Annotated in this window: 14 protein-coding genes; 4 read left to right on the plus strand and 10 right to left on the minus strand. The window is 68.5% G+C overall.

The window, feature by feature from the left end; genetic code table 11:
• Positions 1-8: 8 nt before the first annotated feature.
• Complete coding sequence (locus tag JJQ90_RS12820; RefSeq protein ID WP_216875937.1) at positions 9-746, minus strand: class I SAM-dependent methyltransferase; 738 nt, start codon at positions 744-746, stop codon at positions 9-11.
• A gap of 127 nt (positions 747-873) precedes the next feature.
• On the opposite strand from JJQ90_RS12820, the gene mutM reads away from it, so the two are divergent.
• From mutM to dnaA, 4 genes are all read left to right on the plus strand, one after another.
• On the plus strand, positions 874-1773 hold the full coding sequence (gene mutM / locus JJQ90_RS12825) for a bifunctional DNA-formamidopyrimidine glycosylase/DNA-(apurinic or apyrimidinic site) lyase (RefSeq protein WP_216875940.1): 900 nt from the start codon (positions 874-876) through the stop codon (positions 1771-1773).
• A 53-nt stretch (positions 1774-1826) separates the two neighbouring features.
• A complete protein-coding gene (locus JJQ90_RS12830; RefSeq protein WP_216875941.1) occupies positions 1827-2603 on the plus strand; it encodes an enoyl-CoA hydratase in 777 nt (258 codons plus the stop codon).
• 118 nt (positions 2604-2721) lie between these two features.
• On the plus strand, positions 2722-3000 hold the full coding sequence (gene rpsT / locus JJQ90_RS12835) for a 30S ribosomal protein S20 (RefSeq protein WP_216875943.1): 279 nt from the start codon (positions 2722-2724) through the stop codon (positions 2998-3000).
• A gap of 334 nt (positions 3001-3334) precedes the next feature.
• The gene (gene dnaA, locus JJQ90_RS12840) at positions 3335-4915 is read left to right on the plus strand and encodes a chromosomal replication initiator protein DnaA (RefSeq protein WP_216875945.1); all 1581 of its coding nucleotides are present in this window, start codon (positions 3335-3337) and stop codon (positions 4913-4915) included.
• 70 nt (positions 4916-4985) lie between these two features.
• Here dnaA and JJQ90_RS12845 read toward each other — a convergent pair whose 3' ends face one another.
• The 9 genes from JJQ90_RS12845 to JJQ90_RS12885 all read right to left on the minus strand — a co-directional run bounded on the left by JJQ90_RS12845 (position 4986) and on the right by JJQ90_RS12885 (position 14671).
• Complete coding sequence (locus JJQ90_RS12845; RefSeq protein WP_216875947.1) at positions 4986-6014, minus strand: hypothetical protein; 1029 nt, start codon at positions 6012-6014, stop codon at positions 4986-4988.
• 3 nt (positions 6015-6017) lie between these two features.
• Positions 6018-6995, minus strand: a complete 978-nt coding sequence (locus JJQ90_RS12850) for a substrate-binding domain-containing protein (protein WP_216875949.1) — start codon at positions 6993-6995, stop codon at positions 6018-6020.
• Positions 6992-8161 carry an amidase gene (locus JJQ90_RS12855; RefSeq protein WP_216875952.1) on the minus strand — a complete coding sequence of 390 codons (1170 nt, stop codon included), beginning with the start codon at positions 8159-8161 and terminating at the stop codon, positions 6992-6994. Before JJQ90_RS12855 ends, JJQ90_RS12850 begins: the two co-directional genes overlap by 4 nt.
• Complete coding sequence (locus tag JJQ90_RS12860; protein WP_216875954.1) at positions 8158-9618, minus strand: 4-hydroxyphenylacetate 3-hydroxylase family protein; 1461 nt, start codon at positions 9616-9618, stop codon at positions 8158-8160. The genes JJQ90_RS12855 and JJQ90_RS12860 overlap by 4 nt, the downstream gene beginning before the upstream one ends.
• 1 nt (position 9619) lies before the next feature.
• Positions 9620-11071 carry an NAD(P)-binding domain-containing protein gene (locus JJQ90_RS12865; RefSeq protein WP_216875956.1) on the minus strand — a complete coding sequence of 484 codons (1452 nt, stop codon included), beginning with the start codon at positions 11069-11071 and terminating at the stop codon, positions 9620-9622.
• 132 nt (positions 11072-11203) lie between these two features.
• Positions 11204-11974: an ABC transporter substrate-binding protein gene (locus JJQ90_RS12870; RefSeq protein WP_216875958.1), complete on the minus strand. Its 771-nt coding sequence runs from the start codon at positions 11972-11974 to the stop codon at positions 11204-11206.
• Positions 11975-11985: 11 nt separating this feature from the next.
• On the minus strand, positions 11986-12768 hold the full coding sequence (locus JJQ90_RS12875; protein ID WP_216875960.1) for an amino acid ABC transporter ATP-binding protein: 783 nt from the start codon (positions 12766-12768) through the stop codon (positions 11986-11988).
• A complete protein-coding gene (locus tag JJQ90_RS12880) occupies positions 12765-14021 on the minus strand; it encodes an amidohydrolase family protein (RefSeq protein WP_216875962.1) in 1257 nt (418 codons plus the stop codon). The genes JJQ90_RS12875 and JJQ90_RS12880 overlap by 4 nt, the downstream gene beginning before the upstream one ends.
• Entirely contained in the window at positions 14018-14671 is a 654-nt protein-coding gene (locus tag JJQ90_RS12885; RefSeq protein WP_216875964.1) for an amino acid ABC transporter permease, read from the minus strand. The genes JJQ90_RS12880 and JJQ90_RS12885 overlap by 4 nt, the downstream gene beginning before the upstream one ends.
• Between the last annotated feature and the right edge of the window lie 3 nt (positions 14672-14674).

Below are 14674 nucleotides of genomic sequence, written 5' to 3' on the forward strand. Positions count from 1 at the left end.
GCCGGGGCCTACAGCCGCCAGCCGGAATGGATGGCCACGATGCCGCCCGAGAGGTTGCGGTGCGCCACCCGTTCCAGCCCGGCCTCGCGCATCATGCCTTCCAACGTCTCCTGGTCCGGGAAGCGGCGGATGGACTCGGCCAGGTATTCGTAGCTGTCGCGGTCCTTGGCGACGCGGGCGCCGATCTCCGGCAGGACCTTGAAGGACCAGATGTCGTAGACCTTGGCCAATGGCTCCACCGCGACCTTGGAGAATTCCAGGCAGTGGAAGCGGCCGCCTGGGCGCAGCACGCGGCGGGCTTCCCGCAGCACGGCGGATTTGTCCGTGCAGTTGCGCAGGCCGAAGGCGATGGAGACCTTTTCCACGGACCGGTCGGGCAGCGGGATGTGCTCGGCATCCACCACGGCGAAGTCGAGGCCGGTGGTGATGCCGCGGTCCAGCGCCCGCTTCTGCGCGACCTCCAGCATGGCCGGGTTCACATCGGTCAGGATGACCCGCTTCGCCCCGCGCGCCAGCGCCCCGAAGGCGATGTCCCCGGTCCCACCCGCGAGATCCAGAAGCGTTTCCCGCGGCGAGGCCGCGATGGCATTCACAAAAATGCGCTTCCAGATGCGGTGGATGCCCAGCGACATCAGGTCGTTCATCAGGTCGTAGCGGGGGGCGACGCTTTCGAACACCTCCCGCACCAGGGAGGCTTTCTGGGTGCGTGGCACCTCGCGGAAGCCGAAATCGGTTGTGTCGCTCATCGCCTCACTTTGCCCCTTTGGCGCCCGCCTTGCCAGTGCCACGCCCCGGCACGACAACAGATGGTACCGCCCCCCGCCCAGCCCAGCGCCCCGCTGTGCCACCGGACCGCGGCAGCACGAGAAAAAAATGCCGGAATTGCCGGAGGTGGAGACGGTGATGCGGGGGCTTCGGGCGGTGCTCGAGGGGCGGCGCATCGCGCGGGCGGCAACGATGCGGGAGGGGCTGCGCTGGCCGTTTCCGGAGGGGTTGGCGCGGCGGCTGACCGGGGCGACGGTCCTGGGGTTCCGGCGGCGGGGCAAGTACATGCTGGTGCGGCTGGATACGGGCGAAAGCCTGCTGATCCATCTCGGCATGTCGGGACGCATGGTGGCGCGACCCTTGGCAGGGGCGGCGATATCCTGGATGGGGCCGAATGGTGTGTTTTCCGATGCGCGGGGCCATAACCAGCCGCCGGAGGCGCATGAGCACCTGGTGATGGAGACCGAGGACGGCACGCGCGTCGGCTTCGTCGATCCGCGCCGCTTCGGCAGCGTCGACCTGCTGCCGACGGCGGTGGAGGATGCGCACAAGCTGCTGGCCGGGATGGGGCCGGAGCCGCTGGAGGATGGATTCACCGTCGCCAGCCTGTCCGGTGCCCTGGCGGGCAAGGCCACGCCGATCAAGGCGGCGCTGCTGGACCAGCGGGTGGTGGCGGGTCTCGGCAATATCTATGTGGCGGAGGCGCTGTTCCGGGCGCGGATCTCGCCCCGGCGGCTGGCCGGGACCATTCCCGGCGCGCGAGCGGTGCGGCTGGTGCCGGCGGTGAAGGCGGTGCTGGAGGAGGCGATCGGCGCCGGCGGGTCCAGCCTGCGGGATTATGTGCGGGCGGATGGCGAGCTGGGGCGGTTCCAGGACCGTTTCTCGGTGTACGACCGGGAGGGGCAGCCCTGCCCGTTGTGTCCTGGGCCTGGCAGCGGCTGCGCGGGCGTGTCCCGGATTGTGCAGTCGGGGCGCAGCACCTTCTATTGCGCGCGCACGCAGCGTTGAGGTGACGCGGCCACTGCGCTACCGCTTGCACCGCAAGCGAGGGGAGTCGGCGCATGGCCTACGAAATGATCCTGGTCGAGACCGAGGGCCGGGTCGGTGTCATCACCCTGAACCGCCCCAAGGCACTGAACGCGCTGTGCGACCAGTTGATGACCGAGCTGGGGGAGGCGCTGCGGGCCTTCGACGCGGACCCGGCCGTGGGCGCCATCGTGCTGACGGGGTCCGAAAAGGCCTTCGCGGCCGGCGCCGACATCAAGGAGATGAAGGACCGCGACTTCCCCGCGATCTATTTCGACGACTTCATCGGCAAGCGGTGGGAGGATGTGCTGCGCATCCAGAAGCCGGTGATCGCCGCGGTGGCCGGCTTCGCGCTGGGCGGTGGCTGTGAGCTGGCCATGATGTGCGACCTGATCCTGGCCGCCGACAATGCGAAATTCGGCCAGCCGGAGATCAACCTGGGCGTCATCCCCGGCGCCGGCGGCAGCCAGCGCCTGACGCGCGCCATCGGCAAGTCCAAGGCCATGGAGATGATCCTGACCGCCCGGATGATGGATGCGGCGGAGGCGGAGCGCGCCAACCTGGTGGCCCGCGTGGTGCCGCTGGCGGATTTGCGGGCGGAGGCGCTGAAAATGGGCGAGAAGATCGCCAGCCTGTCCGCCCCCTCCGTCGCCATGGCGAAGGAGGCGGTGAACGCCGCCTTCGAGACGACGCTGCGGGAGGGGGTTCGTCTCGAAAGGCGGTTGTTCCAATCTCTTTTTGGGACCGAGGACCAGAAGGAAGGCATGTCCGCCTTTGCCGAGAAGCGGAAGCCCGATTTCCGCCATCGGTGACAGTCCCGCGAAAGCCGCGCATTGACTCCCGGACGCGCCAAAGGGTAGTAACCCGGCCTTCGCCGATGGGTCACACCACCGGCCCCCGAAACTTTTGACTGGTCAGATAAAGAACGCCATGGCGAACACGGCTTCCGCGCGCAAGCGCATCCGGCAGACCGAGAAGCGCACCGAGCGCAACCGCGCGCGCCGTTCCCGCGTGCGCAGCTTCCTCCGCAAGGTGGAGCAGGCGATTTCGGGTGGCGACAAGGTCGTGGCACAGGAAGCCTTCAAGGCCGCGCAGCCTGAGATGCAGCGCGCCGCCGACAAGGGCGTGTTCCACGACAACACCGTGGCCCGCAAGCTGTCCCGGCTTTCGGCGCGGATCAAGGCCCTGGGCGCCACCGCCCAGGCCTGACCGCCAGTCGCGCCTGGCTGATCCAGGCGCCTGCTGAGTAACGGCACTTTCCGATTTCGCCATTGCTTTGAAGCAGCCTGCCGCAAGGTGGGCGGCTTCATGCTGCTTTGGAGTAGTCGGTGAATGTTGCTGTGGTGACTACTTTATTCAGCATCGTCACGATTTCCGAATCCCAGAGTAATCATTTGCGCCGGCCCAGCGCCTCGCGGTAGCCTTGGCTCAGTCGCGCTCATCCCCCAGGAGCCGCGCGCCTGTCCTTCGCGGCCGGATCCTCCGCTGCAGATCGGTCAAATGCATCGCCCGCAAGGGCCCACGAGGTTGGCAGGTGCATCATATGGAGAATGCGGTCGGCCCGTCGTCTTCGTCTTCCCCCACCCAGTTGGCGGAGGTCTGGGCGCGAATCCGTGGCAGGCTGAAGGAAGAGGTCGGAGAGGTCGAATACCGGACCTGGCTGCGGCAGATGACCCTTGCCTCCGTGCAGGGGGAAGAAGTCACCGTCCTTCTGCCAACCCGCTTCCTGCGCGACTGGGTGCGTGGCCATTACGGCGACCGCCTGCGCGCGCTGTGGCAGGCGGAGTTGCAGACGATCCGCCGGCTGGAATTCCGGGTGGCGCCGGAGGGCCGCGCCACCGATTCCCGTGCACAGTCCCTGGCGGAGCCGCGCATGTCGGCGGTCATGGAGCCTGCCGCCGCTCCGGAGCCGGAGCACAGGTCGCGACCCAACCGCATCGCCCCCCGTGTGCTGGCCGCGGAGCCCGCGGAAGCGCAGGGGCTGGCGGAGCCGCTCGGCCGACCCGCGGAGGCCCGGTCTGCTGACGCCCGGTCTGCTGAGGCCCGGTCTGCTGAGCCGCGCCCCGGCGATGCGCGCGGCGACTGGACCGCACCGCTGGACCCGCGCTTCACCTTCGACAGCTTCGTCGTCGGCAAGCCGAATGAATTCGCCTATGCCTGCGCCCGCCGCGTGTCGGAACAGCCGGCCAGCCAGGGCTTCAACCCGCTGTTCCTGTATGGCGGCGTCGGCCTGGGCAAGACCCATCTGATGCATGCCTGCGCCTGGGCGATCCGCGACCATGGCACCGCCGATGGCCGGCCGCCGCTGACCGTCGCCTATATGTCCGCCGAGAAGTTCATGTACCGCTTCATCGCGGCGCTGCGCAGCCAGAGCACGATGGAGTTCAAGGAAAGCCTGCGCAGCGTCGATGTGCTGCTGATCGACGACCTTCAGTTCCTGATCGGCAAGGACAACACCCAGGAAGAATTCTTCCACACCTTCAATGCCCTGGTGGATGCCGGCAAGCAGATCATCGTCTCCTCCGACAAGTCGCCCTCCGACCTGTCGGGCATCGAGGATCGGCTGCGCACCCGACTGGGCTGCGGCATGGTGGCTGACCTGCATGCCACCACCTACGAACTCCGCATCTCCATCCTGCAGGCCAAGGCGCAGAGCCAGGGCGTGCCGGTGCCGGCCAAGGTGATGGAATTCCTGGCCCACAAGATCACCTCCAACGTGCGGGAGCTGGAGGGCGCGCTGAACCGGCTGATCGCCCATGCCAATCTGTTCGGTCGCCCGGTGACGCTGGAAAACGCGCAGGAGGTGCTGCACGACATCCTGCGCGCCCATGACCGCCGGGTGACGATCGAGGAAATCCAGAAGCGTGTGGCGGAGCATTACAACATCCGCCTGACCGACATGTCCTCCCCCCGCCGTGCACGCGCCGTGGCGCGGCCGCGGCAGGTGGCGATGTATCTGGCGAAGCAGCTCACCAGCCGGTCCCTGCCCGAGATCGGCCGCCGCTTCGGTGGCCGCGACCACACCACGGTGATGCACGCGGTCAGCCGCGTGGCGGAGCTGATGCAGGCCGACAGCGCCTTTGCCGAGGATGTCGAGCTGCTGCGCCGGATGCTGGAGACTTAATCAGACCTCAAGGACCGAGCCCTCTCCCCCTGACAGGGGGAGAGGGTTGGGTGAGGGGGGCTGCGCCGGGCTACGCGGCCTTCGCAACCTTCGTCGGCAGCACCGCCGCCAGCAGATCCTCCAGCAATTCCGGCAGGGCCAGCGGCGTCGCATCGCCGCCGCCCCGTCCAAAATGCCCGGCCGCCTCCGCCGGCGTGCGGCCCAGGCGCTTTGCCAGGCGCAGCAGCGCCTCCGCGCATTGCGGCCGCGTCGGCAAAGCGGTGAGGGCGAGGTCCGGCGGCAGCAGGTCGTTCGCGCCGGTCAGGGCCAGCCGTTCCGCCCCCACCTGCCGCGTCGCCACGATGCCATGCGCCGGGCGCTCCGCCTTCGCCACGACGAAGCTGCGATGCGTCAGCCCGGGCGCAACCCAGGAGATGCGGCGCGCATAGAGATGGCCGAAGCGGCCCAGCGCCTCCGCCACCGCGCGTGCCATGGCGTTGTGCATTTCGACATGGGCACGCTTCTCGTTGGGCCCCCATTTCCAGCGTGAGGCGGAAACGCGCACCGCCGTGGAATCCGCGCGCCAGGGGGAAACGGCATTGCCGCGATCCTCGAACAGGCCGGGATCGTCATAGAGCACGGCAGGCGACGTGCCGCCCGGCCAGGTCAGCATATGCTCATAGGGCACCAGGCCGAGCGGCTCGCTGATGACCGCGCGATGCACCACCACGCCGCTGGGATGGGCCAGCGGCGCCAAGCTGAACAGCGCCTCCGGCTCCTCCTCGGCGCGGAAGGCCAGCAGCACCGGGTCGGCCGGCGCGCTGGGCACGAAGCCCGCGGCGATCAGCGCGGCGTTGATGCGGCGATGCTCGGTCGAGAGGATATAGGGCTTTGTTCGCGTGCAAGGCAGCAGCAGCAGCACATGCTCACGCGCATCCGGCAGCTTCGGCGTGTAGTCGCGGCCGACGAAATCCATCCAGGCGGCGATGCGCGGATGCTTCAGCGAATCCACATTGTCCTGCGGCGAATACAGCGCCAGTGACGGGTCCAGCGTGAAGGGCGCGCGGAATTTCGCGGCGGATTCGATCAGCCGCTGGGCGCGGTCATCGGTGGTGACCATGGGTCAGGTCTCCAGCAGGGAGGCGGGGAAGAGATCCTCCGGCGTCAGGTCGCGCGTCAGCAGGCCCTCCGCGCGGATGTAGCGGATGAGAGTGGCGAACATGTCGCGATTGGCGGCGAAGCCGGTGGACCAGAAGGCGGGGCCGAGCAGGCGCTCCGTTTCCTCCAGTTGCTGGGCCAGGAAGGGCAGGCCGACGGCGAGCGTCGCGCTGTCATGCAGCCGCAGCCGCGCCAGGCGCTGGGATTCCGTGAAGGCGTCGTACAGCGCGCGTGGCAGTCCCGGATTTTCGTCCACGAAGCGGCGCTTCACCGCGATCAGGTGCATCGGCGGGAATATTTTCGTGCGGGCGAAATAATCCAGTTCGGCCGCCATGGGGTCGGCGAAAAGGCGTCCCACCTTGTCGGGCGCGGTGAAAAAGCTGTCGGGCGCGCGGGCAGTGTAGAGGGCGTCGATCTCGCCCGCTTCCAGCATCTCCGACAGGCTGCGATCGGTGACGTGTTCGATGGCCACCCCGTCCGGGTATTGCTGCGGATGATCCTCGCCGGCGCGCGCCTCGTTCAGCCCGGCATTGACGTAGATCGGGGATCGCCACGGCAGGTCGTAATGTTCATCGAAAATGCCACGCAGCCAGACGGCGGCGGCCATGTCCCAGACCATGGTGCCGATGCGCCGGCCCACGAGATCGGCCGGCTTCGTCAGCCCCTTCGCCTTGTTCACGAAGACGCAGGAGAAGCGGAAATGGCGCGAGGGAAACACGGGAATGCCGACATAATCCTGTTGCGGCCTGTCAAAGTGCCGCAGCCAGGTGGCGATGGGGAATTCGCAGCAATCGAAGCGGTGATGCGTCATCTGCAGATTGAACAGCGGCTGCAGCGGCATGACGGTGGTCTCCGCCGCCACGCCGGCGATCGGCACGCGGCCTTCCGCCAAGGCGCGGGCGCGATCGCAGTCGGAGACACCGATGGTGAGGCGCAAGGTCATGCGAGGCGAGCTCCGAGCGTTTCGGCGGCGGCCAGCAGCGCCGCATCCTGATAGGGGGCGCCGACCAGCGACAGGCCGATGGGAATGCCATCGAGCGTGCCGGCGGGGATGTTCACCTGCGGCAGGCGGCACAGGCTGGCGACGCAGGTCAGTGCGAGTGTCCTGTCGCGGAAGGCGACCTGCGCGGAAACCGGCGCATCGCGCAACGGCGGCAGGTCATGCGCCGTGGGGATCACCAGGATGCCATCCCTGCCCAGCAGCGCATGCAGCCGCGCGGTCAGCCTTTCGCGTTCGCGCCAGGCCAAGGCGATGGCATCCGGCGTGACGGTGGCGGCGAGCTCGATGCGATCCGCCACGGCGGGGCTGAGCTTGCGGCCGGGCTCGCGCGCCCAGGTGCCGTGCGTGGTCCAGAGCTCGCCCAATTGCAGCGGTCGGAAGGTGTCGAGCCAATGCGCGGCGCCTTCCGCATATAGCGTGATGCCTTGGGCCGGCCCGAGGTTTTGGGCCGCATCGCGCAGGGCTGCGCCGAGCGTGGGCAGCGGAATTTCGAAGGCGTCCTCGGCGATCAGCAGGCGCGGCGTGATGTCGGGCGCGGGGCCGAAGAAGACCTCGCCGATGCGGCGCAGCAGCGCGGCATCACGGGCGAACCAGCCCACCGTGTCGATGCTCGGCGCCATCGGCATCACGCCGGCGACGGAAACGCGACCATGCGTGGTGCGGATGCCGTAGAGGCCGCAGAAGGAGGACGGCACGCGGACGGAGCCGCCGGTATCCGTGCCGAAGGCGAAGTCGCAGAGTCCGGCGGCGACCGCGGCGGCGGAGCCGGAGGAAGAACCGCCCGGCACGCGGTCCGGCGCGCGCGGATTGATTGGCGCGCCGTAATGCGGGTTCTCACCGAACAGCCCACTGGCGATCTCATCCGTATGCGTCTTGCCGATCAGCGTCGCGCCGGCATCGAGCACCGGCAGCAAGGCGGAGGCGGTGGTGAGCGAGACGGGCGCATCCCGCAGCCGGTCCGGATTGCCCCAGCCGCTGCGCGTGCCCGCCACATCGAACAGGTCTTTCACCGCGAAGGTCAGGCCGGCGAGCGGGCCGGTGGCGGCGCCTTCGATGCGGATGTCGCCATGCGCCACGAAGGCGCTGGCGCGGATCTCTTCCAGATTCATTCGGCGGCATCCCTGTGTGCGGGTCGATCGAGGCCGTAGCTGCCCATGAAGCCCTCGACAAAGGCCTTCTCCCGCGCCCAGTCGTGGAAGCGGTAGCTGTTGCCGCGCGTGACGAAGGGCGCACCGGAATAGAACATCTCGTATTGCAGATGGCGCGATCCGAATTCGGAACCGATGGCATCCCAGACCAGCTTCATCAGTTTTACGCGCCCTTCGCTATCCGTGACGGGCGAGCGTTGCGCGGCGTGGATGAGGCCCTCGATCTCGCCACCGTCGAAATCGGCGGCGGAGGACGGCACCATGATGACGCCACCGCCAGCAAGGCCGCGGATGGCTTCGATGAATTCGGGGTAGGTGGTCTGGGCGATGACCTGGGCGGTGACCAGCATCGGGCGGTTGGGCACGAAGTAGCCGTGGAATTCTTCGCCCGCCGCTTCCATGGCGACGACCAGCGCCTCGATATTACTCGACTTCGCCGCCAACAAGCCGAGCGTTTCGCGCGTCTGCGGAAACCCCAGAATGCCGTTCACCTCGGCCACCTTGTGCGCGAGGCCCAGAAGAAAACGCAGCTTCACCATCAGCCGCACGATGCACTGGTAGTTCTGCATCACATGCGCCCGCGTCTCATGCCACTGCGCCTGGGCCATGCGCAGGTCCTTATGGACGAAGACGCGGTCCCAGGGGATTTTCACATCGTCGAAGAACACAACGGCATCGTTCTCATCGAAGCGTGATGAGAGCGGGTAGTCGAAGGTGGAGGTGGCGGCGGCTTCGTAGCTGCGGCGGGAATGCAGCTTCACGCCTCTGGTCGCCATCGGCGTGACGGCGGTGAACGCAAAAGCCTCATCGCCGGCGCCGAGGGCGGCGAAGCCGGAAACCATCAGGTCATTCGCCATGATACCGCTGGTCGCCAGCATCTTGGCGCCGCGGATGGTGATGCCGTGGCTGTCCTCATCCACCACGCTGGCGACCAGCCCACCACCTGGCTGGTCCTTCGCGGACTTCGATTTGTCCGCCTGCGGATTGACGATGACGTAGGACAGGAAGCGGTCGGCATCGCGCGCCTGCCGGAAGTAGTCGGCCAGCGCTGCGGCGCGTGCAGGTTCGTAGGCGTGCAGGCCCATCATGAAACCCGCAAAAGTGGAGGCGACATGGTCCGGTGAGCGGCCGATCATGCCGCAGCTCTGTTCCGCCCAGCGTTCCATGGCGCGGCGGCGCGTGACCAGCTCGGCATGGTTGCGCGGCAACGACCAGGCGAGGTTGGCCTGCGCCCCCGTCTCCGTCGTGAATGTCATGTCGGCGGGGTGCCGCGCCTGGTAGTCGTACAGCGCGGCGGCGGAGGCGACGGCGCCGGCGAAGGCGGGATCGGTGGTGACATCCTGCACGCGCCGGCCATCGATGAAGATGGTGCGGTCATCCCGCAGGCTGCGCAGATGGGCGGCGCCATCCTTGACCATGTCAGACTCCCATTCGATCCGAGGCGAGGGTGAGGTCCACAAGCTCCGCCTCGTCATAGGCGAGCAGCGAGTCGTAATCCGCGTCCGCCTGTTCGCGGAACAGGTCCCGGGCAATGCCGCGCGCGATGCGTTCCACCGTCGGGCGCAGCGTCGAGATGCCGGCGGAGGAGGCGGTGGAGGGCATGGCGGCGAAGGAGGAGGACCGCAGCCGCGCCAACCAGGGCGCGGCACCGGGGCTGCGTTCCGTGAAAGCAAAACTGTCGGTGAGGTAGGGGTAGGCGCCGAGCAGTCTGTCTTCCACGGCCGGCGCAAAGCGGTCGCGCCACAGCGCGATGTCACTGGCAACCGCCGAAAATTCGGGACGCAGCGAAAGGTCCACCACCAGCCCGGTGCCGACGATCAGGAAGTCGGCCTCCAGCGTCGCCCGCGGCGTCTCCAAGCGGATCGCCTCGCCCGCCATGCCCAGCCCCGTCAGCGGCGCGCCCAGATGCAGGAAGAAGCGGTCATGCGCGGCGCATCTCGAAAACGTCTCCTGCGGCGGCGGCTGGTTGAGCGCGAACAGCGTCCGCATGAACCGCCACTTCTGGGAATCCGGCAGATCGACGAAATGGTGCAGGAATCCGAAGAACTCCATCCAGCGATTGGGGTTTACGGAAGGCAGCACCGGCCGCCGCGCCAGAAGATCGACGCGCGCCGCCCCGGCTTCCAGCGCTGTCGCGGCATTGTCGAAGGCGGAGGCGCCGGCGCCCAGAACGGCGACGCGCTTGCCTGCCAGTGCGGCAAAATCCACCGCCTGCGCGGTATGGGCGTAGTGGGTGGTGGGCAGCGCCTGCGCGATCATCGCCGGCACCTGCCAGCCGCCATTGCCGTCCAGCCCCGTGGCCAGCACCACCTGCCGTGCCAGCAGGCGCCGCGCCGTGCCATCCGCATGCACGGCCTGCACGGCCAGCAGCGTGTCCCCTTCGGGCGCGATGCCGGTCACGCGCCAGCCATGCCGCACCGGCAGGACCAGCACGCGTTGCAGCCAGGTGAGATAGGCGTGCCAGTCCTCCCGCCCGATCTTGTGCAGCGCGTCCCAGGCGGCCTGCCCATGCCGCGCCTCATACCAGGCGCGCACGGAAAGCGAGGGCAGGCCGAGCTCCGGCCCCGTGACGTGCTTCGGCGTGCGCAGCGTGTGCATGCGGGCGAAGCGGGTCCAGACGCCCGCCTTGCCCTCCCGCTCGGCCTCCAGCACCGCGATGTTCTCGATGCGCGCGCGCTTCAGGGCGAAGGCCGTGGCCAAGCCGCATTGCCCGCCACCGACCACCAGCACGTCCAGCACCGGCCCTTCCGGATGCGCCACCGGCCGCACCCAGGGCCGCGCAGGATAGGCCAGCGTTGCCAGTTCCCAGGCCACGCGCGATTCCAGTCGCGTGAACGCGTCGTCCAGATACGGAGGTGTGAGGCTGTCCATGGTGGCACGGAATCCTGGCGACGATGATGCGTGTTCCCCAAAGGGGTTCCGCCATTTCATGTCGCCCAGGCCCGAATCTACGGCCAACCGGGGCGACAGCAGTCTAGCATGGCGCGATGCCGCGTAAATGCCTCAGCCGGCGGGCGCGAACCATTTCGCATCGAGCGCGGCGAGAAAGCCATCGCCCTGCATGGCGGCGAGATGCCGGTTGATCTCCGCCATCAGGGAGGCGTCTTCCTTGCGCGTGTTGATGCCCACATCCCGTGCATCCCAGACCGGGGAGACACCAAGCCGCACGCGGCTGTTGCGGGCGATGTTCCAGCGCAGCACGGGCTGGGTGTTCACCACGCATTCCACGCGGCCGATCACCAGATCCTGCAGGGCCAGCGGGAACTCGTTATAGACGCGAATCTCCTTCACGGCCGTGCCGTGATTGTCGCGCACATAGCGCTCGCCGGAGGTGCCGACCTGAACGCCGACGATGCGCCCGGCCAGATCCTCCGGCCGGTCGATCACCAGGTTGGGGCGGTAGCCCGCGGCGATGCCGGTCTTGTAGTAGGGGGTGGAGAAGGCGATGCGGTCGGCGCGGTCCTGAGTCCAGGTCATCGCGGTGATGAGGGTATCGACGCGGCCGGAGGTCAGCGCCGCGATCAACCCGGCGAAGGAAATCACCTGCCACTGGATGCGCAGCCCCATGCGCTTGCCGAGTTCCTCGCCGAGATCGACGTCAAAGCCCGTCAGCGTGCCGGCCTGCATGAATTCGAATGGCGGAAAGGCGCCGCCATTGCCGACATTCAACACGCCCGCGGCGCGCACCCGCGCCAGCGTGTCGCCAGTCTGTGCCGTGGCGAGGGAGGGTGCGGCGAGGCTCGCGGCCAGCACCGCGCGGCGGGTGACGATCATGCTTGTGTCCTTCATGCGGAGATTGAATCGGGCCGCAGGACGCGGCCCAGGAAGGCGCGGGTGCGCGGCTCGCGCGGGTTGCCGAGCACCTCGGCCGGCGAGCCCTGTTCCACCACCAGCCCGCCATCCATGAAGACGACGCGGTCGGCGACATCGCGGGCAAAGCCCATCTCGTGGGTGACGACCAGCATGGTCATCCCCTCCTCCGCCAGCTTGCGCATCACGGCCAGCACCTCGCCGACCAGTTCGGGATCGAGGGCGGAGGTCACCTCGTCGAACAGCATCACCGCGGGCTGCATGGCCAGTGCCCGGGCGATGGCGACGCGCTGCTGCTGGCCGCCGGACAGGTCTGCCGGATAGGCCAGCATCTTGTGCCCCAGGCCAACGCGATCCAGCAGCGCGCGGGCCGTCGCCTCCGCCTCGGCGCGCGGGCGCCGCAACACCTGGACCGGCGCTTCCATGACGTTGCCGAGGGCGGTCATGTGCGGGAACAGGTTGAAGGCCTGGAAGACGATGCCGATGCGCCGCCGCGCCAGGGTCATCGCGCGTTCCGGCACGCGCAGCCGCGCGCCACCGCGTTCGGGACCCCAGCCGATATGCTGGCCATCGACGATCACCTCGCCGGATTCGAACGGCTCCAGCCCGTTCAGGCAGGCGAGCAGCGTGGACTTGCCGCTGCCGGAGGGGCCGATGACGCAGACCACCTCGCCCGGCGCGACATCAAGGTCCACGCCGCGCAGCACGGGCGTGGCGCCGTAGGATTTGTGCAGGTTGCGGATGCGGATGGTGCTCATCGCAGATGCGCCAGGGCGGGCGGCATCAGCGCACCGTCGCGCATCAGGAAGGCGCCATCGGCCAGCACATGCTTCAGGTCCCGCGGCCGGGCGGCCATCAGCAGGCGGGGCACGATTTCCTCCGGCTTCGCATCGGTGAAGGCGGCGGCGCGCAGGTCGAAGGCCAGAAGGTCCGCGCGGGCGCCCGTCGCCAAGCTCGCGCCATCGGTGGCGATGGTCATGATCTGCGCGGGCGTCGGCCATTCCGCATCGGGCCGGCCAGCACGCGGCAGCAGCAGCGCGAATTTCGCGGCCTCCAGCATGTCCTGCGTGTCGTTGCTGCCGGGGCCATCGGAACCGATGCCGAGCCGCACGCCGCGTGCGATGGCGCGCGCCACCGGCGCGATGCCGCTGCCGAGACGCAGATTGGCCAGCGGGTTGTGCGCCATCCGGGTGCCGGCGGCTGCCAACAGGTCAAGCTCCGCATCCGTCAGATGCACGCAATGGGCATAGTCCACATGCGGCCCAGCGAGACCGAGCCGTTCCAGATGCGTCACCGGGTCCGTGCCGAAACGCGCGCGGCAATCGGCGGCGTCCTTTGTCGTCTCGCACAGATGCAGATGCACGAAGGCGCCATGCTCGCGCGCCAGCGCGCCGATCCCCGACAGAAGCGCATCCGTGCAGCGCTGCGGGGCGGAGGGGCCGAGGCCGATCTCGGCGCCCTTCGGCGGCGCCTTCACCAGCGCAGCCGCCACGGCCAGCGCCGCCTCCGTGCTCGGCGGCGTGAAGCTGGCGGAGGGGGAGGGCAGGTCGCGCAGCATCATCGCGACGCGGGCGCGGATGCCGCCCTCGGCCCAGGCGGCGGCGGCGATGGCAACCGACTCCACATTCGGCGGGATCTGCCGGAAATGGTCCGTCACGCGCACGGCGCCGCCGCGAATCGCCTCGGCCGCCGAGATCAGGATGGCCTGGCGGATGCGCGCCTCCGGCAGGGCGTCCTGGCCATCGGCATATTCGGCGGCGAGCCATTCATCCAGCCGCGCCATGGGCGCACGGCCGCGCGCCAGGCTTTCGGGTGAATGGGTATGGGCATTGACGAAGGCGGGCAGCAGCAACAGGTGGCCGGCCTCGACAATCTCCGCATCAGTGACATCCAGCGAGGCGCCGGTATCGGCGACACAGCCATCGCGCAGCAGCACGTCCACGCCGAAGCGCGGTGCCCAGTCCCCGCCACCTGCCAGCAACGTGGCGCCGCGGAACAGCAACGGCCTCATGCGACCCTCCAGCGGGATTCCAGCCGTGCCACCAGCCAGACCAGCGGCAGCGTCATCGCCAGATACATCAGCGCCACGCCCGCGAAGGGGCTGAAGGTATTGGCCTGCCAGGTCATGATATCGGTCCCCGCGCGCAAAAGGTCGGGGATGGCGATGACGGAGACCAGGGCTGTGTTCTTCAGCAGCGTGATCGCCTCATTGCCGATCGGCGGCAGCACGCGGCGCAGTGCCTGCGGCAACACGATGCGTCGCATCGCCAGCCCCCAGCCCATGCCGAGCGATCGCGCCGCGCGCATCTGCCCGCGATCGATGGATTGGATGCCGGCGCGGATGATCTCGGTGACATAGGCGCCATTGGTCAGCGAAAGCGCCAGGATGGCCACCGCCTTCGCCTCCAGCAGCAGGCCCAGCGAGGGCAGGCCGTAATAGAGGAACAGCATCGTCACCAGCAGCGGCACGCCGCGCAGCAGCGTCACATAGAACAGCGCCACGCCATTCAGCGCCGCAAGGCCCGAAACCCGCGCCAGCCCACCCACCAAGCCGATGAGCAGCCCGATGATGATGGAGACGATGGCGAGCTGCGCCGTGGTGACGGCGCCGGCGGCCAGCGTCGGCAGGGATTCGACAAAGAGGTCCCATTCGAAATCCATGGG

The organism is Falsiroseomonas oleicola, from assembly GCF_019029495.1.
In the GTDB taxonomy this organism is placed as follows: Bacteria; Pseudomonadota; Alphaproteobacteria; order Acetobacterales; family Acetobacteraceae; genus Falsiroseomonas; species Falsiroseomonas oleicola.

Coding starts and splice junctions, on each gene's coding strand:
- JJQ90_RS12820 (WP_216875937.1), bottom strand. CDS start 746: ATGAGCGACACAACCGATTTCGGCTTCCGCGAGGTGCCACGCACCCAG.
- mutM (WP_216875940.1), top strand. CDS start 874: ATGCCGGAATTGCCGGAGGTGGAGACGGTGATGCGGGGGCTTCGGGCG.
- JJQ90_RS12830 (WP_216875941.1), top strand. CDS start 1,827: ATGGCCTACGAAATGATCCTGGTCGAGACCGAGGGCCGGGTCGGTGTC.
- rpsT (WP_216875943.1), top strand. CDS start 2,722: ATGGCGAACACGGCTTCCGCGCGCAAGCGCATCCGGCAGACCGAGAAG.
- dnaA (WP_216875945.1), top strand. CDS start 3,335: ATGGAGAATGCGGTCGGCCCGTCGTCTTCGTCTTCCCCCACCCAGTTG.
- JJQ90_RS12845 (WP_216875947.1), bottom strand. CDS start 6,014: ATGGTCACCACCGATGACCGCGCCCAGCGGCTGATCGAATCCGCCGCG.
- JJQ90_RS12850 (WP_216875949.1), bottom strand. CDS start 6,995: ATGACCTTGCGCCTCACCATCGGTGTCTCCGACTGCGATCGCGCCCGC.
- JJQ90_RS12855 (WP_216875952.1), bottom strand. CDS start 8,161: ATGAATCTGGAAGAGATCCGCGCCAGCGCCTTCGTGGCGCATGGCGAC.
- JJQ90_RS12860 (WP_216875954.1), bottom strand. CDS start 9,618: ATGGTCAAGGATGGCGCCGCCCATCTGCGCAGCCTGCGGGATGACCGC.
- JJQ90_RS12865 (WP_216875956.1), bottom strand. CDS start 11,071: ATGGACAGCCTCACACCTCCGTATCTGGACGACGCGTTCACGCGACTG.
- JJQ90_RS12870 (WP_216875958.1), bottom strand. CDS start 11,974: ATGATCGTCACCCGCCGCGCGGTGCTGGCCGCGAGCCTCGCCGCACCC.
- JJQ90_RS12875 (WP_216875960.1), bottom strand. CDS start 12,768: ATGAGCACCATCCGCATCCGCAACCTGCACAAATCCTACGGCGCCACG.
- JJQ90_RS12880 (WP_216875962.1), bottom strand. CDS start 14,021: ATGAGGCCGTTGCTGTTCCGCGGCGCCACGTTGCTGGCAGGTGGCGGG.
- JJQ90_RS12885 (WP_216875964.1), bottom strand. CDS start 14,671: ATGGATTTCGAATGGGACCTCTTTGTCGAATCCCTGCCGACGCTGGCC.